We start from the raw sequence: 21,118 nt of genomic DNA, 5'->3' as shown, positions 1-21,118 counted from the left end.
CATTTCCGCTACCAATTCCTGACAAAAGTCAGTTTGGTTATTTTTTTATACTTCAATCCCTTTCAAAACATCGTTTTGGACAATTCCAATCATCCCAAACAAATCAAGAGTTAGACAAAAATCAATATCTGCTTCGATATTATGATTTTGGAGTCGCTTGGCATGGGAGGCCTGCGAGAGAAAACCTTTTAAATCATGCCCTTCCTTTTCAAAAAGAGCTTTCATTGCAAGCGCTCCATCTTCAGCTGCTTCGTGCGTAGCTTCAAGACTTTTTGCCAAAGCTCCTGCATAAAGCGAATCCTCCAAATTAAACATGCCTTTCCAGCCTGCGCAATGGATCAAAACGTCTTGCTTCTTGGATTGTAAATAGGAAACAGTCGCTGAAAGATTTGGAAAGGCACCAATCAAAATCTCAGTAGCTCCATTTGATTTTGAGATTGCCAAGGTGCCATTGGTGGTGGTCATAGCGAGTTTACGTCCTTTGAAAGCATCATCCAAATAGGCAATAGGGGAATTCCCCAATTCAAAGCCTTCTGCAGTCAAACCATTTCGTTCCCCCGCAATCAAATAGCCTTCTTTTGACATTTGTCTGCATTCTTCCAGATCAGCAAAGGTTTTGATCTCATTTATGCCATTAGCCAAAGCTGCAATCATCGTGGAGGTAGCTCGAAAGATATCGACTACCACCACAATTTTATTTTCAAGTGAATGAAGATGAATCAGCTCAGGACTGAAGCAGATTTCTACTTTGTTCATACTTTCAATAGCGGCAATTTCTCTACCTGAGCTTTGAGGTTCTTATTTCGAACTTGTATGAATATTTCTGTTCCAGGTTTTGCAAATTCTGTTTTCAAATACCCCATTCCGATCCCAACTCCCATGCTCGGAGATTGCGTACCTGAAGTTACTTCTCCGATTAACTCACCGGCTGCGTCCACGATTGGATAGTGTCCACGAGGAATCCCTCTTTCTTGCATCACAAACCCAACCAATTTACGGGTAACCCCAGCTTCTTTTTGTGCTTTCAGTGCTTCAGAATTAGTGAAGTCTTTAGTGAATTTGGTAATCCATCCCAGACCAGCCTCGATAGGCGAAGTGGTGTCGGTGATGTCATTTCCATACAGGCAATAGCCCATTTCCATACGCAAAGTATCTCTAGCACCCAAGCCGATCGGCTTGATGTCATAGTCTTTTCCAGCTTCAAAAATGGCATTCCAAACTTCCTCCGCATCCTTATTCTTTACATAGATTTCAAATCCTCCTGATCCGGTGTAGCCCGTTCCCGAAATGATTACGTCCTGCTTTCCTGCAAAATCACCAACTGTGAAATGGTAAAATTTCACATCAGAAAGATTCACGGAAGTCAATGATTGTACCGCTTCGATTGCTTTTGGTCCTTGAACTGCGAATAGTGAAAGCTCGTCTGAAATATTTGTCAGCTTTGCACCCATGGTATTATGCTGATTGACCCAGTTCCAATCTTTATCAATATTGGAAGCATTGACAACGAGCATATATTTCTCATCTGCAAATTTGTAAACGATCAAATCATCCACAATTCCGCCAGTTTCATTAGGGAAGCAAGAATATTGCGCCTGACCATCCACAAGCTTGGAAGCATCGTTTGAAGTTACTTTTTGAATAAGGTTCAACGCCTCTGGCCCTTCTACCATAAACTCTCCCATGTGAGACACATCGAATACTCCAACTCCATTTCTTACGCACAGATGCTCCTCGTTATCAGAACTGTATCGAACGGGCATGTTATAGCCGGCAAAAGGCACCATTTTGCCACCTAGGGCAATGTGCAAGTCATTAAGTTGAATTTTCTTGATTTGATCTTCCATGAATTTGGGATTGTTATTTTTGACGTGGGCAAAGGTAAGGATTGAAGGGGAAATTGGGGAAACCCTTACTGTAAAAGTGATCAGTTGTGGTTTAGTTTTTTAATTAAGCATAAAATTTTGTTTCAACTGGAAATCAGGCAAAAAAAAAGACAGCTTTTAGGCTGCCTTTCAGGAGTTCGTTAAATTAAAATTAAACGGAGAAGCTTTCACCACATCCGCAGGTTCGGTTCGCATTAGGATTGACAAATTGAAAGCCTTTACCATTTAATCCATCTGTAAATTCCAAAGTAGTACCAGCTAAATAAAGTAAGCTTTTGCGGTCCACTAGGATCTTTACGCCTTTATCTTCGAATACGTGGTCGGTTTCTACTTGGGTGGCATCAAAACCTAAATCATACATCAATCCGGAGCAACCACCACCTTTAACAGAGACCCGAATATTTTCATTTTCAGTTCTTCCTTCTTCTTTTTTGAGCTCCAAAATTCGCGCTTTGGCTTTGTCGGAAACGATAATCATATCTTTGTAACTTTAAATTCTATTTTCAATCAGGGGCAAAACAGCCTTTCTCCTGAAATAATTCAGTGTAAATATAAGAAATTTCAACATGAGGAAAATTGAGCATATAGGGATTGCAGTGGCAGACCTTGAAAAATCAAATGAGCTTTTCAAAAAATTGTTGGGTAAAACTCATTTCAAAACAGAAAAAGTAGAAGGTGAGGGAGTAGACACTTCATTTTTTCAAGTAGGGGAAACTAAGGTAGAATTGCTTCAGGCAACAAGAACAGATTCCCCGATCGCTAAATTTATTGACCGAAAGTCAGAAGGAGTACATCATATCGCATTTGATGTGGAGGATATAATAGCAGAAGTAGCTCGATTAAAAGAAGCTGGATTTGAAATCCTCAATGAAACCCCAAAGGAAGGTGCGGATAATAAATTAGTGGTATTTTTGCACCCACGAAGTACAAACGGCGTTTTGGTGGAGCTTTGTCAAGAGAAGTTTTAATTTGGAAGGTTACAAAGTTTGGAGGTTGGTAAATTAGTAGTACCCAGCCCTTAATTATTGTTACTCCAAAGCACGTTCTCGTATTTCTTAAATCATAAATCGAATCATGTCTGAAAAAAGAACAGAAATAGCCGATCTGGGTGAATTTGGCCTAATAGATCATTTAAGCAAAAAAGTAAAAATCAGGAATTCCTCTTCCATCAAAGGGATTGGAGACGATGCAGCGATAATTGATGCCGGAGACCATGTGAAAGTAGTTTCTACTGATATGCTGATGGAAGGTGTTCATTTCGATCTTTCTTATGCTCCTTTACCACATTTGGGATTCAAGGCTGTGGCAGTGAATGTATCTGATATCGCTGCGATGAATGCGATTCCTAAGCAGATTACTGTCAGCATTGGTCTTTCCAATCGTTTTTCACTAGAAGCAGTGGAGGCGCTATATGAGGGTATTTATGCAGCTTGCGATCATTATGGAGTTGATCTAGTTGGCGGAGATACTACCGCTTCCAGATCTGGATTGGTGATTTCTATCACTGCTATAGGCGAAGCAAAAAAGGAGGAAGTTACTTATCGATCTGGTGCAAAAGCGAATGATATCCTTTGCGTGACTGGAGATTTGGGTGCGGCCCTTGTAGGTCTACAAGTTCTTGAAAGAGAAAAGCAAGTCTTCCTTTCTAATCCCGATATGAAACCGGAATTGGATAAATATACTGTGGTCACCGGTCGGCAGCTGAGACCGGATGCTCGCATGGATATCATCCATGAGTTTAAAGAATTGGGAGTCATTCCGACAAGCATGATGGATATTTCCGATGGATTAGCATCTGAGATCTTCCATATTTGTAAGGCTTCTGGAGTAGGTGCGACGATTTATGAGGACAAACTTCCAATCGATAAGCAGACATTTGATACTGCTGTTGAGCTAAATTTAGATCCTATTACTTGTGTCTTGAATGGCGGCGAAGATTACGAACTGCTGTTTACGATCGATCAGAAAGACTTTGAAAAAGTAGAAAAGCATCCGGATATCCATTTCATAGGTCATATCACTAAATCAGAAGAGGGAAAGTATTTAGTAACCAAAAGTGGAACCGCAGTCCAAATTAAAGCACAAGGCTGGAAGCATTTTTAGAAAGAAACAAGTATCAAGACTCAAGATTTAAGACTCAAGATTTTAAAACTCTCTAGACAAGTTAATTCGTCGAGGATGGTCAATCAGAGTGGCTTTATTGAAGCGGTTTATTCCTTGATTAAAAGTGGTGATTTCGAAAAAAAACATTTTATCATAGAATGTTAAACTTCAAAAGTGAGCTCAATTATATTTTTTAATAAAGAGCTATAAATAACTTATAATCAATAAATAAAAAGGCTTTACTGAAATGTTTCAGTAAAGCCTTTTTATTTGATAAATTTGGATCAGTCGTTTGGATAGGGGATGTAAACAAAGCTGGTGAACGCACCGTCGATTACAAATAAACAGCAGAACTCATCCGGATCTTTATAAGCTTTTTGGAAGTCTTCAATAGCTTCTTCTGCAATTAATTTCCGCTGTACAAACTCATCTAAATAGGTAATGAAGTAATTCCAATCAAGATCTTTTTCTGCTTTCCCAACGAAAATTTTACCTATGGGCTGCATCTCTTTGCATATTGGGAAAATCGGGTAGTCGGAGAATTTTCGAGTACGAACCTGATAAGAAGCCTCTTTTAATGTGTCAGAGATTTTTACAAAATCACTCGTGATGGTTCCAAGGTATTTTCCGTTTAGGGTTGGGTCGTTTTCGTCTGAAATCATTGTTTTATTACTTGGCTGATTGGATTCTGCTAATCAAAGATTCGGTCTTTTAAACTATGGGTTTTGAAAGATAAAAGCCCTCAGAATTAAAGGACAAAGAACGGACAATTTTGCCTCAATTTCCATGTTTTTTAACAATTCAATAAGTAGGAAATAGGATATGCCGCCTTCTTCTAGAAGTTTTGAGAAATATCCAGGAGGTAAATTTTATTTGAGTTTGGCTTTAAATGATGAGAATCGGAGTCTCTAACACTTATATTTTCTTGGTATCGAATTAGCCGCTTTTAGAAGGGGAAAGTATGTATGTGCTTAATTGATAATTTTCAAAAACTTAAAAAGATGTAGTATAGGAACAGGTATGAAACTTCCAAGTGCAATCAGCAACCACATATCTGTCGATGGAAAAGCGAGCCCTAAAAGACTGTCAAACGGGCTAATTGAACTGGCTCCTAATAATAAAATTGAACAAAGCGCAATAGCAGCCCATAAGTGTAGGTTTCTGACAATTCCATTTTTGAAAATATTTTCTCCCCTTTTTATCAAATTGAAAGGATGAAACAACTGGGCAAAGGCGAGCGTAAAAAATGCCACATTGTTTGTTTGGAGTTCATCAAGTCCAAGAACTTTAGTTGAATATACAAAGACTCCCAAAACGCTAATAGTCAGAATTAATGAGTAAACAACTATTGATTTCCAGTGGACTTTAGTAAGTATAGGTTCGTTGATTGTGCGTGGTTCTTCCAAAACAGACTTTTTGTTACTCTGCCCCATCCCAAGTGCAAGTGCAGGGAATACGTCTGTGACTATGTTGAGGAAAAGGATCTGTAATGGAAGTAGAGGCGAACCCCAGCTTAAAAATGCGGCAGTTGATACAACCAGTATCTCACTTAGGTTGCAGGAAAGTAAGTAGATAACAAAATTTCGGATATTATTAAAAATGATCCTTCCCTGCTTAATGGCAACAATAATGGACGAAAATGAATCGTCCTGTAAAATCATATCGGCTGCTTCTTTGGCTACCTCTGTACCTCTTAAACCCATCGCAACTCCGATGTCAGCTTTTTTAAGTGCTGGAGCATCGTTCACTCCATCACCCGTCATTGCGACGACCATTCCTTTAGATTGATAATACTCGACTAGCCTTAATTTTTGCTCTGGACTTACTCTGGAAAAAACTGAAGCATCCAATAATTCGGTACTTTCATTTTTCCCAAATACTAAGTCTTTTCCTTCGATAACCCGATCATGTTGATCTGTAATCAATCCTATATTTTTTGCAATGGCCCTGGAAGTCTCTGGGTGATCCCCGGTGACCATTACTACTCGTATTCCGGCATGATGACATTCGGCAATAGCATCAAATACATCCGGCCTGGCAGGATCCTGAAGCCCCACGAGTCCGGCCATGATCAGCTCTTCTGCTTTTTCGAGATTAGATCCCTCCGAAACTTTATAAGCACCTGCCAATACTTTCAATCCTCTTGCAGAAAGTATTTCAGTCTGTTCCAACCAGTAGCTTTTCCCCTCTTCATCCAGCTCTTTTATCGAACCATTTTCTTCATAGTATTTGCACATGTTTAGCACAGCCGTCGTAGAACCCTTTATAGAGGCTTGAGATGTATTGCCTTTTTTATGGAAAGTGGTCATAATCCTAGTTTCACTTTCAAAAGGGACTTCTCCGGTTTTTGACCATTGGTCTTGAAATAGGTGTACTGAGCCGGGTGAATCCTTCTCGGCCCATAACAATAATGCGATTTCTACAGGATCTCCAACGTTTTGCTGATCATTGTTAATCGCCGCATTATTGCAGAGAACCATGATCTCTATGAGTTTGTCTTTAGAACTGGGATCTTTGCTATCTAAAACTGTTTCTGTTACTTCAAGTTGATTTTCAGTAAGTGTACCCGTTTTATCGGTCAGAATAATATTTGTTCCTCCTAGCGTTTCAACAGCAGCTAATTTCCTTACAAGGACTTTCTTTTTGGATAATCTCAGCATACCACTTGCCAAAGCAATTGTGGCAACTATCGGGAGCCCTTCAGGAATGGAGGCGACGACTAGAGCGATAGCTGTTTCAATCAACAGATATAAGTCTTTTGACTGAAGAAGGCCTATTCCCACAAAAGGAATCATAATTACAATACTCAACCAAATCAAGGTTTTACTAAATTTGTTAAGTTTTTTGTTTAGGGGGAGTTCTTCTTCCTGAGCCTCATCTATCAAGGTTGAGACATGACCGATTTCGGTATCCTTACCAATGAAAACAATAACTGCCAGCCCGTTACCACGAGTGACAGCTGTCCCACGGAAAACCATATTGGTTTGATCACCGATAGAGACTTTTTCTTTTATAACCTCAATTTGTTTACTGGTTGGGAGAGATTCTCCGGTAAGAGCAGATTCATTTATCTCAAGCGCATTGGTATTAATTAAACGGGCATCTGCTCCAATCAAGTCGCCTGCTTCAAAAGACAATATATCTCCAGGTACCAATTCTTGGATTGGAATTGAAATGAGTTTCCCATTTCGCTTGACTTTCGCGCTAGGTTGTTCCAGTGATTTCAATGCGATCATGGACCTGTTGGCCTGTGATTCTAAGATGAAGCCAATAACTGCATTTATGAAAATGACCGCTATGATTGCTATAGCCTCAAAATAATCTCCAAATAGGAAGGAGACTAGGGCAGCAACAATTAATAATAGGACAATTACATTTTTAAATTGCGCCAGAATAATGTCCCAAGAAGATCGTGTTTTGGCAGATGCTACACTATTTGCACCATATTTTGTCCTCCTCAATAGCACTTCCTCATCCTTCAATCCTTTTTCAGGATCTACTTCAAGCGATTGAAGGATTTCTTCTATGGGCTGATTTTCTGGATTTTGCACGAGGTATTAAAAAGGTTATATCCAAATTTCAATTATAGAGTTGGTTTATCCAATGATATGAGGATTTGATATAAAGAAATTCTCACTTATTTTAAAGCTGTTTCCTGATTGTCAATGCTGTCATATTTTATTCCAAAATCAACCTTATTAGGTCATTTAAATAATTAAATCATTTAGTGATTAAAAAAAAAAGAGGTATAGGTTATTTATAGAGAAGAGACCTTGAGGAAATAAAATAAATGACTTTCACAATTGATCAACTCTCAAAAAAATGGAATTCAATATTGAATAGATTTTGTGTTTTACTATAAACACAAAAAGTGGGCACGTCTTCATTCGAAGTACACACCCACTTTATCTTCTTAATCCCGTAGGACTCTAAAGATATCAAACTATTGTTATTGTGACTTCGCCATACTCACTCAGTTCTCTAAAACTGAGCTTTCAAACTCTAAATCGATAATTTTCCTAATCTTCCCAGCTAGCTGCCTTACAACCAGAATTTCCGAATGCTCCAATAATCAATTCAAGTGGTTTCAGCACTTGCCTTTTATCTTTTGCTTGATGTGTTAAAGGTAGATTCTAAAAATAGAACAGGTGATGATCTGGGTCAATAGAAGATGTGATTTTAGTCAATCTTTGAATTAGTTCTGTTTTTTCATGCCTAGCTGATTTTTAAATCCATGTTTTCGAAAATCATGTTTACAAAAAGTGGAAATTTTGTGAACCAAGAAAATTGATTGAGGGGCTTAGGATTTACCTAGAATGGAAAAAAAGGAATTTACCTTGCTAAGATTTTTTAAAAAATGAATTCAAAAAATATCGCTCGCTATAATTACAGATTGAAACTTGTTGTTTTTTCCGTCCTATTTTTTTCAAGATTAGTAGATAGGCATCGCAAATTACATTTCTGATTGTATTTGTTTCATGTTTGGTTGAAGTTAATCCAGTTTCGGCTATTCAGGAATCTAACTTTGCACACAATATTAAAACAATCAACCAAGCGTAATTATCAACCTTTCTCGAACCTACCATATCTTTCTCGAACAAGAATACGGTAGGTAACAAATTGTGTGAATGGTTTAGTTAGAGAAGGTAATTTCTCCATCCCGAATTTTGGTAGGCTACTTATCTCCCGTTTTATAAGGCAACATTCTATTAGTAAGTAACTGCTGGGCTCGTTCGACTTCGCTTCCTTTTAATATTTGGAATTCACCTTGAATGATTACGCTTTGCCAATTCGCCAGATTTTCAATTCGATCCACCTGAAAACAGACAGAAGGGTTTTCCCTGGTAATTTCAGTCTTAAGCCCTTCTTTGGTATATCCATAAATCGAAGAGCCATCATAATAATAGAAGACAGGCACAACATAAGTTGTCCCTTGGGCATGACAACCCAAACGACCTACCAACTCAGATCTTAGTAAAGAATCAATTTGTTGTTCGTTAAGAATGCCTATCATCTCATTCTATGAGTAAAATCCAAGAATCCTATCTAATCCTTTGGGATTTAGGACCTCTATGCTTCTGCCATCAATCTGAATTAATTTATCAGCTTTAAATTCTGAAAGTAGTCTGCTAATGGTTTCCTTAGCAGTACCTACCAAGTTTGCAAGTTCCTCTCTTGTCAACTCGATACCATTTTCTCTGTATGTTTCATTTAAAGAAAGAAGACTTTCTGCTAATCGGCCTCTAACAGGTTTATGGGCCATTGAAACCATTTTTTCTTCTGCTTCGATCAAATCTTGGCATAAAAGACTAGTAAAATAATCAGAGACTTCGCCTGACTTAATCAAGTCCAGAAAATCCCTGTTTGGAATGAAAATCAGGACAGAGTCTTCAATTACAATGGCACCGGAAGTATATCTGCGCCCAGCCAATAAATCTTTATAACCCAAGAACCTGCCTTTTCCGGCAATTGTCAAGATTTGCTCTTTTCCATCACCTCCGTACTTGAAATTTTTCACTTTGCCGGATTTAATAAAAAACAAGCCGTGTGGCATACTTCCGATTCTAAAAACTACTTCCCCTTTTTTATAAAGATTTTCTTCAAAACTCAGATCCCCTAAAGGGTCAAAAGCAAATTTAAAAAATGAAGGTAAACCTGAGCCTTCTACTAACTCGAAAGAATTTGTTTGATGAGAAATCATAGCACATGAGTTTTAAGTGGGAATTTTCTCAAATATCAACAAAGTAGAATGTCTGCGTTAGACGTAATAAGCGTATTTTTATCTAAGAAAATTGCGTAGTTTTTTAAAGCCAAATACGTTTTAAGTGGTAGCATTAATTAAAAAATTTAGCTCCTGAGGTTTTGGAAAAACTTCAAATTACACATCAATTATCTTATTCTTTACCGCAAACAGAACAAGGCCTGCGGTATTTTTTGCCTGTAGTTTTTGAATCAAATTTCTCCGGTGAGTATCGACTGTTCTATGACTGATAAAAAGTTTCTCAGCAATTTCATGATTGTTGTATTCCTTTGAAATTAGTTTTAAAATTTCTATTTCTCGTTTAGTGAGTTTGACGGTTACATCAGAGTCTCGCTCAGCTTTTCCTTTGATCAATTGATTCATGATTTTTTCTGAAATTTCCGATGAGAAATAAGTCCCCTCATTTGCTACTTGGGTGATAGCTTCTTTCAGTTCAGATACATTTGTATTTTTCAAAAGATATCCCAAAGCACCTGCCTTAAGCGCCTCTTGAATGATACTAAATTCATTATGCATGGTCAAAATCAAGACATTTACTTTTGGGTGTTTTCTGACAATCTCTCTTGTAGCAGCTATGCCATCCATAAGAGGCATGGTAATATCCATTAGAACTACATCGACAAAATTTTCATTGAGAAAGGAAAGTGCTTCTTCCCCATTTTGGGCTTCGCCGATAATATGAATTGAATCCTGGTTCACCAGCGAATTTCTAATCCCTTCGCGTATCAGGGCATGATCGTCTACCAACAAAACTTTTATCTTTTTCATAGAGGAATGTTTATTGAAATAGAAGTACCACCTTTTGCGGTTGAGTCAATGTTTAGCTTTCCTTTAAATAATTCGATTCTGGACTTTAAATTACTTATTCCAAGACCTGTAGTTGGTTTTTTTGGATCAAAGCCTTTCCCGTCATCTTCGACAATCAATAGGATATTGTCCTTTCCTCGGGTGACATAGATATTTATGTTTTTTGGATGAGCATGGCGTAAAGCATTGCTAATCAATTCCTGAACAATTCTGTAAATAGTGAGCGAAATTTTACTTTCTAGATTTTTTAAATCTCCATGCAAACTCAAGTGCAACTCAACATTTGTCGATTGATCAATCGTTTCCCCCAAATACTCCAATGCTTTTTCCAGGCCAAAATCTTCCAGTATTTTAGGAGTTAGGTTTTTTGAGATGGCTTTGATTTCTTCATAAGCAGTATCTAGTCTTGCTTTTATATCTGCATATATGGTCTTAAATCGAAGGTTGAAGTTTTCTATTTCGGGCTCCAAAGCATTCATATTTAGTCCAATTGCAGAGATAGCTTGTCCGAGTCCATCATGTAGCTCTTGTGCTAATCGTCGCCTTTCCATCTCCTGGCCTATTATCAATGCTTCCTTTTTAGCATCTTCTAAAATTCGTTTCTCTGTGATATCTACACCGTTGCTTAAAATGGCTTCAATGACTCCATTTTTATATCTTATTACGGTGTTATTCCATTCGATCAATCGTTTTTCTCCCTCAGAATTTATTATGTGGTTCTCATGGGTATTGGTGTCTTCAACTTCACCGTTAATCATTTTTTTAAAAAAATCTCTAATCGAATTCTTTTCATCCACAGGTAAGAATTGATCAAACCAATTTTTCCCAATCGCCTCTTTCTCGGAAACTCCCAGAATTGTACTCCCCACTTTATTAAGCATAATAATTCTCTCATCGCTGCCTAAAATTAAAAATATGGAATGCGTCACTGACAAATATGTCTTCAGTAACTTTTGTTGATATCGAATTTTAGAAAGCCATTTTTCCCGGTTTGAGACATTTGAAATAAAACAGATAATAAAAAATTCATTTTCCGATTTCACATAGCTTAACCCAATCTCCAAGCATAGCTTTTCTTCAGATTTTTTTATCCCTGTTAAACTTAACCCAGAATGCATTTTTCGATTTTCGGGGGAATTTATAAAGTTTTTACGGTGAGCCTTATGTATCTGATCAAGCTCTGTTGGGATCAGTTTTTCCACTTCCTGCCCGACAATTTCATCTAGTGTATATTCAAAAAGAGATAAGCAGCTAGGATTTGCTTGAACAATTTTTCCATTGGAATCAGTTACTAAAATTGCTTCGCCAGAGTTTTCGAAAATCAATGTGCACAATGAATCAATTTTTTGGCTTCTTGTAGAAAGTTCCATTTTTTGGATTTTTAAAAATGATTTAAAAAGTTAATCATATTCAGATTGAAAAACATTTTTTAATATATAAAATAGAAATGAAAATCTATTCTACAGATGGATTTTCATTTCTGTTAAATCCAATTGGTGGATGAGTTGATTTATTATCTGACTTTTGAGATTTGGCCAGCGGTTCAGTAGGTCTTCAAATTCTGCTGTTGGAATCACTAATAGAAGTGAATCATTTTGGATAGTTGCTGAATGGTTCGCTTCTCCCAAATTGAAAAGTGCATTTAATCCAAAAAATGACCCATTATTAATCTGAGGTAAATTTATGATTTTCCCTTCGGCATCCGTTTTTTGGAGAAGTACTCTACCAAAAATAAGATAGAAGAGTTGCGTAAGTTTGTCGCCTTGTTTATAAAGATTTGTACGTCTGCATCTTAGAAGACACTTCCCACTCTTTAGCAAAGGAATCTTGTCGGTGGAGTTTATGCTGGTAAAAAAAGAAAATTCGTCCTTAGTTTGGTCTGTTGAAACTAGCATTTCTATTTGATTTTGGAAATTGACTAAGTATTGCTTTCACGTCATTTTGAATTCTTTCTTCTGTATAAGATGTCGGTGGATCAGATAATCTGGAATTTCCTGTTCCTTGCCAGACAAGTTGTTCCTTTTTGAAATCAACAAAGTGTATGATGATTGTACTCGTTTTTACGGTGTATGAAGAAATACTGTATTCAGGCCAATATCTATAGGGAAATGGATAATAGTCATGTGCAACATAGTGTGTGTTTTCATCTACAACCAAGTGAAAATCAATTAATAAATCTGGGTCAGTTTCCGATTCGATCAATCCTAAATCAATAATTTCCTTTTGGATTGCATCTTTGATTCTTTTCCTATTTAACTCATTGTCAATCATAGGATTTCCCTTCGATGGTGATTCTTGGGCTTCGGCCCAGGCAAAAGTTTGATATTGTGTTAAATCTATTGATCTATCATAGTCAGATGTGATGTATAGTTTTTCTGAGCAACTAAAAAATAATATTGTAAATATAAGGGACACTAATATGTTTTTCATTTTTATTAATGGTTTAATATTTAAATGAATCTATTGTGTTTTTTATTTAGTATAAATGATTAAAATCAAAATATCTAATGACTTAAATCATCCTCTAAAAATTTTATTTAATAGGCTGATTTAGATGTTTAAATCAATAATCGAAATGATGTAAATCATTTCGATTATTCTTTATTATAATTTTATTTAGTGTTTATTAAAGTCAAATGAAAGGATCGTTATACATAGGCCAATATGCTAAAGTTAAGGTTTTTATTCATTGGACCTTTTTCATTCTAATCAGCTATATTTTGTTTTTAGGGGTTTCAATGGGGCAGCAGGCTGTAGCTATTGGTTGGCATATTCTATTTATTCTTGCGGTCTTTTTGTGTATTTTATTTCATGAATTTGGGCATGTATTGGCAGGTCAGCGATTAGGTTATAAAACCAAGGATATAATAATTCTACCTATTGGAGGATTGTCGCGCTTCGAAAAATTACCCGATAGCCCTAAAGAAGAGTTGATAATAAGTATATCAGGTCCAATGATAAATTTATTGATAGCTGTACTACTATTACTTGTGATACCCAATAATTTATCGGATTTCCCATCTCTGGAAATTTCTGAAGTGAATTCCCGAAATTTCCTTTTTCTACTCTTTGAAGTAAATCTTTTATTGGGGATTTTTAATTTGATTCCAGCATTCCCTATGGATGGGGGTAGAGTTTTTAGGGCATTTCTTACCCTATTTATTTCAAGGGTAAAAGCCACCAAGATTGCTTCTGCAGTTGGGACAGTTTTCGCAATAGTGTTTATACTTTTAGGTGTCTTTTTTAATCCTTTCCTTATCTTTATTGGGTTGTTTATTATTTTTTCTGCTTCGAATGAGTCTTCTATAGTTAATATATCGGCACTTTTAGAAGGGCACACGGCAGGAGAATTAGTGATGCACAAATTTGACCTGCTGGATGAAAATACAACATTGGCTGAGGCATCAAAAGAAATATTGGATGGTCAATCCACTAGTTTTGCGGTTATTTCTGCACAAAAGACGGTGATTGGCACGATTTCCCGAGAGGTTCTCCTCAGCTCACTTAAATCACTTGATCTTGACACACCGCTATCCAAAATCATGAATCCTAGTACTAAATCGATACCGTCAAATATCCCTTTGAAAGATCTTTTTATTGATAAAATACTAGATAAAAACAATTTGGTGCCTGTTACTGAAAATGGGGAGATAATTGGCATGATAAATCTGGAAAACATTCTGGAATTCATCGCTTTTAAAAAAGCAACTTCGGAATGGAAAAAAATAATAAACTAGGTTTGCCTTATCTAAAAGGCGGTAAATTTTCAAATTGTGCTGCTTGAACCGGACTGAGTTTGAAATCTTTTAGTGCGAGAATGATGGCTTTATTGGAAGAATATAGCTCCCTGTTGACATTTAAAACCGTAGCAATTTCTTCTTCTTCCAAATGACGACGGTTTGAATGATCATAAACCATTTCCAATAATTTGTCATAGTTTTTCTGAATGTCTATCATGAGTTTGCTTAGTTCTTCAAAAAATGTCTCGTTAGATTCAGAATCAAGCATTTGTTTGAATCGTGAAGTCATTGCACGATTAGAATCATTAAAGAATTCATAAAGTGAGTTGATGGTTTTTTTACCGGATTTCCGGAAGTTGGAAAGATCTAATTCAATGTCCTTGATATCTTTTGCTGCATATAAAGCATTTCCCGTAGCAGTGATTATTTTCGAAAGTTTTGAAGATTCATCCTCAGTCAATGACTGTTTTTGAAGGTCTCCATAGAAATTTATCATTTCACCGTGAAGCTTTTTAATTTCGTAGTAATTGTCAAGGAAGTTTTCTCTTGGCCTAAATAATCTCCCATTTCTCCAAGTAATTGGATCTTCATTATTTTGAAGAAAAGCTGTTCTCCATAATTTTAAAACTAGTGAAAGGAGATGATTGGTTTCTTTGTTCAAAGCTTCGAGAGCTGTTTCAGGCACTTCCACAGTTGTTTCATGAATAAATAATCCAACTCGGTCGTTTGAACTTTTGAATCTGTTATCTAGGAAATCCGCAAATCGACCAAGGAAGGGGTAGAATATAATTATCCCTAAAAGGTTGAATGCGCTGTGAAATACTGCAAGGCCTACGAGTTCATCTTTAATATTTAAAATGTCTGTAATAAATAAGACTATTAGGTGTATCGATAAAAATGCGACCACGCTTGTTACCAGATTAAATAAGAAATGGCCAAGTGCAACCCTTTTTTTAGAAACTGTACCTTGGAGCGCTCCCAATAGTACGGTGATGGTAGTACCTAAATTAGCACCAATGACTAAAGCAGCGGCGCCGTAAAAATCTATAATACCTACATTCAATGCACTCAACGTAATGACCATAGTGGCTGAGCTGGATTGAATAAGAGCTGTGAATAAAAATCCAACAATGAAGAATACAAAAAGTCCGTAATCTGTAAATAGACTGATATCAAAATTCTCAGCAAGGTATTCGATGCTATCTTTCATAAATGAAAGGCCAAGAAACAGGAAAGCCAGACCCAAGGTCAATAATCCAATGTTAAATAGTTGCTGTCGTTTCGGAAATAAAACAACCAGTAATCCTCCAATAGCGATAAATGGCATAACGAATCCCTCAATGTCCAACTTAAAGCCAAGGGTAGCTACGAGCCATCCGGTAAAAGTTGTCCCTAGGTTGGAGCCTAGAATAATGCCCAAAGCACTTTTCATACTAATCACCCCGGCACCCACAAAAGCAAGTATCATTAACGAGACCACTGAACTGCTCTGCAAAAGTGCAGTGATCAAAGTTCCTCCCAGAATAGCCTTGAGCTTGTTCTTAGTATGCCTCTTGATGAAAACTTTGAAGCCTCTCCCTGCTAATTCTTTGACACCATTCTCCAACTGAGACATTCCAAATAGGAAAAGCCCAAGCCCAGCTAAAAATTTCCAAAGGTCAAAGTGCTCCCACATGTTTACTGACTTTTATTTAGATTGAATGAAAACCAGAATTCTTAATTTTCAAAAAGGAAATTAAAATTAAAGATTTTGTAATCCAATACTGAAAAAAATCAGTGTCAATAAGGAAGGGCCGGGAATTATTGCAAGTTGACTTCTTTGTTTGAGATAAGTGTTGTTAATCACTATTTGATTTTGTAGTAGCTTTTAAAATTATTCAATAGTTGATTTTAGAGATTATTACTTTTTATTAATGGAAATAAACTTTTTCTTTTTACCTAAAATTTTTCAATGAATAATGTAGAGACTTACTCATGATGATGATTGTCATTTTGGAAGATGAGGATCCTCATTTCTGCTGAATTAGATTCTAAATATCTTCGTCAAAACCCCATCTTAAATGCAGAATTCATTGATTGTATATGGTTTTGAAAATGTTTTCAAACGAAAAGACATGTTTGATCCTGATGAAAGTGAAGCTGTTCTTAATTATTATGCCTCAGATGTCTTTTTGGAGTTTGGTTTTACTAGTTTTTCCGATTTTCGAGATGCACTTCAAAAAGCTTTCACAATTTTAAATAGTGCTAAAATTCCAGTTAAAAATCACATGAAGATTGTGTTTAGAGATCAAAATCATCAGATTTATCAAGATTGGAAATTATCCTCGCTAGCCTGTCATTTACTCAAAATTAATGGTGCATTGGATAACCGGAATGTGGTAGAATATCAAATAAAAATGCATTCATTTTTTCAGGACTAATTGAGTGCAATGAGGCACTTATTTTTCTTTTAAAGCTCTCTTGATTTTGTTTTTCCATGACTTTTTGGATTGAATACTAAGAGTATAAATTATTTATGTAAGTGTTGTTTAGATTTTAGTTTAAGGAAGAAATTTTGTTCAAAAGAGTCAATTCAATATTGCTGTATAATTCGATTTTGTTGAAAATAGCTGTTGATCAAAATCATTTTTTGATTTGATGCATATCATCCTATAGCAGGAAAATATTGAAGTACTTTAAGCAAGTAATTTAATGTTTCACTAAAACAAAGGAGGATAAGATTATGACCCAATTAGTTAAAAGTTCCCGATTATTTCCAGAAGCGCCATCATTGTTATTAAGCATGTTTGATGATGACAGTTTCTTTAATTTTGATTTGCCAAGATGGGGAAATGGCTTTGGAAGCAAAGTGCCAGCGGCGAATGTAAAAGAGAATGAGAATGAATTTATTATCGATTTGGCAGCACCAGGTATGAAAAGAAGTGATTTTCATATCGATATTGAAAATGGTGTGCTTTCGATAAGTTCTGAGAAAAAGGAGGAGTCTGAAGAAAAGTCTGATTTCTACACTCGGAAAGAGTTTAGCTTCAGTTCATTTTCAAGGTCGTTTAGGCTGCCTGAAGCTGTCAATGAGGACAAGATTAATGCAAAATATGATAATGGTGTTTTGATGATCCATCTTCCAAAAAAAGAGAATTCAAAAAAACTATTTAAAAAGAAGGAAATCAAGATTGGATAATCGCATTCTATTAGTAATCAACATTCTGGCCGGTTTAATACTTACTTCTCGTGTTTGGATATAAATAAGATTTTTTAAGTATCGAATCGGCCAGTTTAATAAAACTCCCATGAATAAAAAAACCATTCTTGTCCCGATAGATTTTTCAAAGACTTCGAAGAAGGCATTGGAAATTGCAGCTAAATTGGCTAAAAAGATTGAAGCCAAACTGTTAATTATGAATGCTTTTCAGCAAGAAGTAGTGTCATCCGAAAGTAAGGATGCGATGCATTATCAATCTTTAATAAAAAAAGCAGAAAGTAATTCGCATGAAAAATTTGAAGCGATAAAGGATTCTATGCTCTTGCTCAAAGAAGTCGATCATACTTTTGTCTCACGTCAAGCTTTTCCCCAAGATGCGATTATTTCTTTGACTCGAATCTATGACATTGATCTTATAGTTATGGGGACAAAAAGACCTGCAAAATCCAAGGGGGTTTTGGTTGGTAATAATTCTTATGCGATTGCCAAAAATGTCAAATGTCCCGTATTAGTCATTCCGGATGGATCAGATACTAGCAAGATCTTTACGAATATTGGTTTGGCCGGTGATTACAAAAAGACACCATCAAGAGAAACGTTCGGAATACTTACTCAAATTGCTACGGCTTATGGTGCCGATATTCATGTAGTTCACGTAAGTCAATCTCCTGTAATAGATCCCGAAGAAATAAGTGAAGCAAAAAAGTTGGATAGATATTTAAAAGAACTGAATCATAACTTTTCCTTCAAGTATGATACCGAGTTGGACGAAGGACTCAATGAACATATAAAAGAAAAACAGATTGGTTTGCTGGCACTTGTCAAAAAAAGAAAAGAAAGTGTTGATCATATTTTCAATTGTAGCGATACAGAAAGATATACTAATCTTTGTAATGTGCCTTTTTTGATACTAAATACTAAATAGAAATCTAATACGTAAATTGTAATGAGAAAATAAGTTCGTTTATGGGTTTAAATATTGGAAATCAAATACTTTGTAATGGAGGGAGTCCTTGAAAAAGATCAATTTTATTCCTGTTTAGCTCATCTTTACTATGCCGTTACAGTAGTTGATAAGCGGGTAGAAGTTGAAGAAAAGAAGAGAATAAAAGATCTTGTTGAAAAGTATTGGAGCATTGATTTTGATCATCAAAATGGTCAGGATATTATTTTTTCAACTTTAAAAAGGCTATTCAAGGAAAAGCCAAAATCTGAGGAAGCTTATTCCGTTTTTTGTGACTTTTTTCATAAAAACAAGGCCCTTTTTACGGATAAACTGAAGCGAAACATTTTGGATACTTCAGATAAAATAGCACAATCTTTCTCTGGTAGGAATAAGTCAGAAAGTGTATTGATCAGCAGGCTTTATTTTTTATTTAAAGAAAAGTGATCAATGTTTTTTCAAAATATTCAGCTTAAAAAAGCACTGATCATCTCTCTGAAGAGCGTTTTATTGAGCTTTTCTACTCAATAGAATTACATTTTCAACATGGTAAGTTTGCGGAAACATATCGACTGGTTGGATTTTTACCACATCATATTTCTCTGCTAATAATGCCACATCCCTCGCTTGGGTGGCAGGATTACAAGACACATAAACAATCTTTGGAGCTTCAAGACGCAAGAGCATCTCGACAACTTTTTCATCCATGCCTGCGCGTGGCGGGTCAGTGATGATCAGGTCTGGCTTTGCATGATTTGCAATAAACTCTTCATTGAGCATCTCCTTCATGTCGCCTGCATAAAACAAGGTGTTAGCTATGCCATTTAATTTCGAGTTTAGTTTTGCGTCTTCAATTGCTGCTTCCACATATTCGATTCCGATAACCTGCTTTGCTTTTTTAGCTACAAAATTTGCAATCGTTCCTGTTCCGGTATACAAGTCATACACAACTTCGTCTCCCTTCAATTCTGCAAATTCACGAGCGACTTTGTATAATTCATAGGCTTGCTCAGAATTGGTCTGATAGAATGATTTTGGGCTGATTCTGAATTTCAAACCCTCCATTTCTTCTTCGATAAAGTCTTTTCCAGCAAAGGTCACCAGCTCCAAATCATGAAACGTTTCATTTCCTTTTAGATTGATCACATAGATTAGAGAGGTGATTTCTGGGAATTTTTGATTTAAAAACTCCATCACCACCTTTATTGACTCCGGATCATTTTCCCCAAACTGAACAATCACCATGCTTTCTCCAGTGCTGGTAGTTCGGATGATAAGGTTTCTAAGAAGACCTACCTGATTTCGGATATCGTAAAAGGTAATCTGATTTTCAAGGGCAAATGCTCTTAGCTCATTTCTTACTTCATTGGAAATATTCCCCTGCAGATAGCAATGCTCGATATCAATGATTTTGTCAAACATTTTAGGAATATGAAAGCCAAGCGCATTTCTATCAAATTCTTCACCGGATCGTATTTGATCTAGCGTCAACCATTTCTTATTTGAAAAAGTAAAGTCGAGTTTATTCCGGTAGTACTTGGTTTTTTCGGAACCGAGCGTTGGCATCACTTCAGGAATAGGCACTTTGGCAATACGCTGAAACTGATCTAGTACCTGCTGTCGCTTGTAGGTTTTCTGAAGATCATAATTGATATGCTGCCATTTGCATCCCCCGCAGGTTCCAAAATGTGCGCAAAAAGGTTCAATCCGTTCTTTTGAATATTCATGGAATTTCACAGGCTCACCCTCCATAAAGGAGCTTTTGCCTTTGGTGATTCGTACATCCACCACATCCCCAGGAGCTACTCCAGTGACAAAAACCACTTTTTCATCATGATAGCCTAGGCATTTTCCCTCAGATGCAATCTTTTCAATTTTCAGATTGGTGATGACCTTATTTTTCATTTTTCGCGACATGGGCGCAAAATTAGGGAAAAATGGTTAGAATGATTTTGAGAATTCAGGAAAACCCGATTAGAAGAACGAAACGAAAAAAACTAAATTAGGTCAGTTTTTAAATTTATGGATATGGCAAATACTTTTCACCAAGTTTACATTCAACTTGTTTTTGCGGTAAAGGGAAGGCAAAGCCTTTTGAAGCAAGAGTTTCGTCAAGAGTTTTTTAAAGTTATGAATTCAATGATTCAGGATTTGGGGCATAAACCTATTATAGTGAATGGAATGTCAGACCATGTTCACTGCTTTGTAGGATTGAATCCCGACCGGAAAATTTCAGAGCTGGTTAGAGATTTAAAAACCAAATCGAGCCATTTTTTGAAGGACAAGAAATGGACAGAAAACAATTTTGCATGGCAAAATGGATATGGGGCATTTTCCTATTCTCGATCCCAATTGAATCAGGTTTATGAATATATCTTAAATCAAGAGATTCATCATCAAAAAATGTCATTTCAAGAGGAGTACATTGGGTTTCTGAAAAAATTTGAAATTGAATTTAAGGAGGAGTATTTATTTGAATTTTTGGATGATTTGTGATTTTTTTAAAAGTTCGATTTTTCAATATTTCTTACGAGAAGCGCCAGCGGCGCATTTTGATTGTAGGAAATAATAATTAATTGATTCAAGAGCACCAGCGGTGCGATAGGATCTTGTCTATTGTAATCAAATCGCTTCTCCGAAGCTCGCGTTGAAATTGATTATTTGGATTCTACAATCATA

Annotated in this window: 21 protein-coding genes; 8 read left to right on the top strand and 13 right to left on the bottom strand. The window is 36.2% G+C overall.

Going from position 1 to position 21,118, the window contains the following annotated elements:
* Positions 1-45: 45 nt before the first annotated feature.
* From BVC88_RS14670 to BVC88_RS14660, 3 genes are all read right to left on the bottom strand, one after another.
* Complete coding sequence (locus BVC88_RS14670; RefSeq protein WP_075351468.1) at positions 46-756, bottom strand: 2-phosphosulfolactate phosphatase; 711 nt, start codon at positions 754-756, stop codon at positions 46-48.
* On the bottom strand, positions 753-1,847 hold the full coding sequence (gene gcvT, locus BVC88_RS14665; protein WP_075351467.1) for a glycine cleavage system aminomethyltransferase GcvT: 1,095 nt from the start codon (positions 1,845-1,847) through the stop codon (positions 753-755). Before gcvT ends, BVC88_RS14670 begins: the two co-directional genes overlap by 4 nt.
* A 190-nt stretch (positions 1,848-2,037) precedes the next feature.
* Positions 2,038-2,364 carry a HesB/IscA family protein gene (locus BVC88_RS14660; protein ID WP_075351466.1) on the bottom strand — a complete coding sequence of 109 codons (327 nt, stop codon included), beginning with the start codon at positions 2,362-2,364 and terminating at the stop codon, positions 2,038-2,040.
* A gap of 88 nt (positions 2,365-2,452) precedes the next feature.
* Between BVC88_RS14660 and mce the strand changes: the two genes are divergently transcribed.
* The gene (gene mce, locus BVC88_RS14655) at positions 2,453-2,854 is read left to right on the top strand and encodes a methylmalonyl-CoA epimerase (protein ID WP_075351465.1); all 402 of its coding nucleotides are present in this window, start codon (positions 2,453-2,455) and stop codon (positions 2,852-2,854) included.
* A 106-nt stretch (positions 2,855-2,960) separates the two neighbouring features.
* Positions 2,961-3,989 (top strand): thiamine-phosphate kinase, encoded by a 1,029-nt coding sequence (thiL, locus tag BVC88_RS14650; protein ID WP_075351464.1) that lies wholly within the window; start codon positions 2,961-2,963, stop codon positions 3,987-3,989.
* Between the two features lie 284 nt (positions 3,990-4,273).
* Here thiL and BVC88_RS14645 read toward each other — a convergent pair whose 3' ends face one another.
* From BVC88_RS14645 to BVC88_RS14610, 8 genes are all read right to left on the bottom strand, one after another.
* Entirely contained in the window at positions 4,274-4,651 is a 378-nt protein-coding gene (locus BVC88_RS14645; protein ID WP_075351463.1) for a hypothetical protein, read from the bottom strand.
* A 309-nt stretch (positions 4,652-4,960) separates the two neighbouring features.
* On the bottom strand, positions 4,961-7,540 hold the full coding sequence (locus BVC88_RS14640; protein WP_075351462.1) for a cation-translocating P-type ATPase: 2,580 nt from the start codon (positions 7,538-7,540) through the stop codon (positions 4,961-4,963).
* Between the two features lie 1,124 nt (positions 7,541-8,664).
* Positions 8,665-9,003 carry a pyridoxamine 5'-phosphate oxidase family protein gene (locus BVC88_RS14635; protein ID WP_075351461.1) on the bottom strand — a complete coding sequence of 113 codons (339 nt, stop codon included), beginning with the start codon at positions 9,001-9,003 and terminating at the stop codon, positions 8,665-8,667.
* 6 nt (positions 9,004-9,009) lie between these two features.
* Positions 9,010-9,690, bottom strand: coding sequence for a Crp/Fnr family transcriptional regulator (locus BVC88_RS14630; protein ID WP_083639113.1), 681 nt, complete (start codon positions 9,688-9,690; stop codon positions 9,010-9,012).
* Positions 9,691-9,867: 177 nt separating this feature from the next.
* Positions 9,868-10,518 (bottom strand): response regulator transcription factor, encoded by a 651-nt coding sequence (locus BVC88_RS14625; protein WP_075351460.1) that lies wholly within the window; start codon positions 10,516-10,518, stop codon positions 9,868-9,870.
* The gene (locus BVC88_RS14620) at positions 10,515-11,927 is read right to left on the bottom strand and encodes a sensor histidine kinase (protein WP_075351459.1); all 1,413 of its coding nucleotides are present in this window, start codon (positions 11,925-11,927) and stop codon (positions 10,515-10,517) included. The genes BVC88_RS14625 and BVC88_RS14620 overlap by 4 nt, the downstream gene beginning before the upstream one ends.
* 90 nt (positions 11,928-12,017) lie before the next feature.
* Positions 12,018-12,452, bottom strand: a complete 435-nt coding sequence (locus BVC88_RS14615; RefSeq protein ID WP_075351458.1) for a Crp/Fnr family transcriptional regulator — start codon at positions 12,450-12,452, stop codon at positions 12,018-12,020.
* Complete coding sequence (locus BVC88_RS14610) at positions 12,427-12,987, bottom strand: DUF4136 domain-containing protein (protein ID WP_075351457.1); 561 nt, start codon at positions 12,985-12,987, stop codon at positions 12,427-12,429. Before BVC88_RS14610 ends, BVC88_RS14615 begins: the two co-directional genes overlap by 26 nt.
* A gap of 206 nt (positions 12,988-13,193) precedes the next feature.
* Here BVC88_RS14610 and BVC88_RS14605 point away from each other — a divergent pair, with 206 nt between their 5' ends.
* On the top strand, positions 13,194-14,294 hold the full coding sequence (locus BVC88_RS14605; RefSeq protein WP_075351456.1) for a site-2 protease family protein: 1,101 nt from the start codon (positions 13,194-13,196) through the stop codon (positions 14,292-14,294).
* A 7-nt stretch (positions 14,295-14,301) separates the two neighbouring features.
* Here BVC88_RS14605 and BVC88_RS14600 read toward each other — a convergent pair whose 3' ends face one another.
* On the bottom strand, positions 14,302-15,972 hold the full coding sequence (locus tag BVC88_RS14600) for a Na/Pi cotransporter family protein (RefSeq protein ID WP_075351455.1): 1,671 nt from the start codon (positions 15,970-15,972) through the stop codon (positions 14,302-14,304).
* A 385-nt stretch (positions 15,973-16,357) separates the two neighbouring features.
* Between BVC88_RS14600 and BVC88_RS14595 the strand changes: the two genes are divergently transcribed.
* The 4 genes from BVC88_RS14595 (at position 16,358) to BVC88_RS14580 (ending at position 18,886) form a co-directional block, all read left to right on the top strand.
* Positions 16,358-16,717 (top strand): hypothetical protein, encoded by a 360-nt coding sequence (locus BVC88_RS14595; RefSeq protein ID WP_075351454.1) that lies wholly within the window; start codon positions 16,358-16,360, stop codon positions 16,715-16,717.
* A gap of 302 nt (positions 16,718-17,019) precedes the next feature.
* Positions 17,020-17,475 carry an Hsp20/alpha crystallin family protein gene (locus tag BVC88_RS14590; RefSeq protein WP_075351453.1) on the top strand — a complete coding sequence of 152 codons (456 nt, stop codon included), beginning with the start codon at positions 17,020-17,022 and terminating at the stop codon, positions 17,473-17,475.
* Positions 17,476-17,584: 109 nt separating this feature from the next.
* A complete protein-coding gene (locus BVC88_RS14585; protein WP_075351452.1) occupies positions 17,585-18,421 on the top strand; it encodes a universal stress protein in 837 nt (278 codons plus the stop codon).
* A 75-nt stretch (positions 18,422-18,496) separates the two neighbouring features.
* Complete coding sequence (locus BVC88_RS14580) at positions 18,497-18,886, top strand: hypothetical protein (protein WP_075351451.1); 390 nt, start codon at positions 18,497-18,499, stop codon at positions 18,884-18,886.
* A gap of 60 nt (positions 18,887-18,946) precedes the next feature.
* Here BVC88_RS14580 and rlmD read toward each other — a convergent pair whose 3' ends face one another.
* On the bottom strand, positions 18,947-20,356 hold the full coding sequence (rlmD, locus tag BVC88_RS14575) for a 23S rRNA (uracil(1939)-C(5))-methyltransferase RlmD (RefSeq protein WP_075351450.1): 1,410 nt from the start codon (positions 20,354-20,356) through the stop codon (positions 18,947-18,949).
* Between the two features lie 111 nt (positions 20,357-20,467).
* Between rlmD and tnpA the strand changes: the two genes are divergently transcribed.
* The gene (gene tnpA, locus BVC88_RS14570) at positions 20,468-20,935 is read left to right on the top strand and encodes an IS200/IS605 family transposase (protein WP_075351658.1); all 468 of its coding nucleotides are present in this window, start codon (positions 20,468-20,470) and stop codon (positions 20,933-20,935) included.
* Positions 20,936-21,118: the final 183 nt, after the last annotated feature.

It is taken from the genome of Algoriphagus marinus (genome assembly GCF_001936475.1).
Classification (GTDB): domain Bacteria; phylum Bacteroidota; class Bacteroidia; order Cytophagales; family Cyclobacteriaceae; genus Algoriphagus; species Algoriphagus marinus.
The sequence above is the reverse complement of the archived record's forward strand: the minus strand, read 5'-3'. Positions and strand labels throughout refer to the sequence as shown.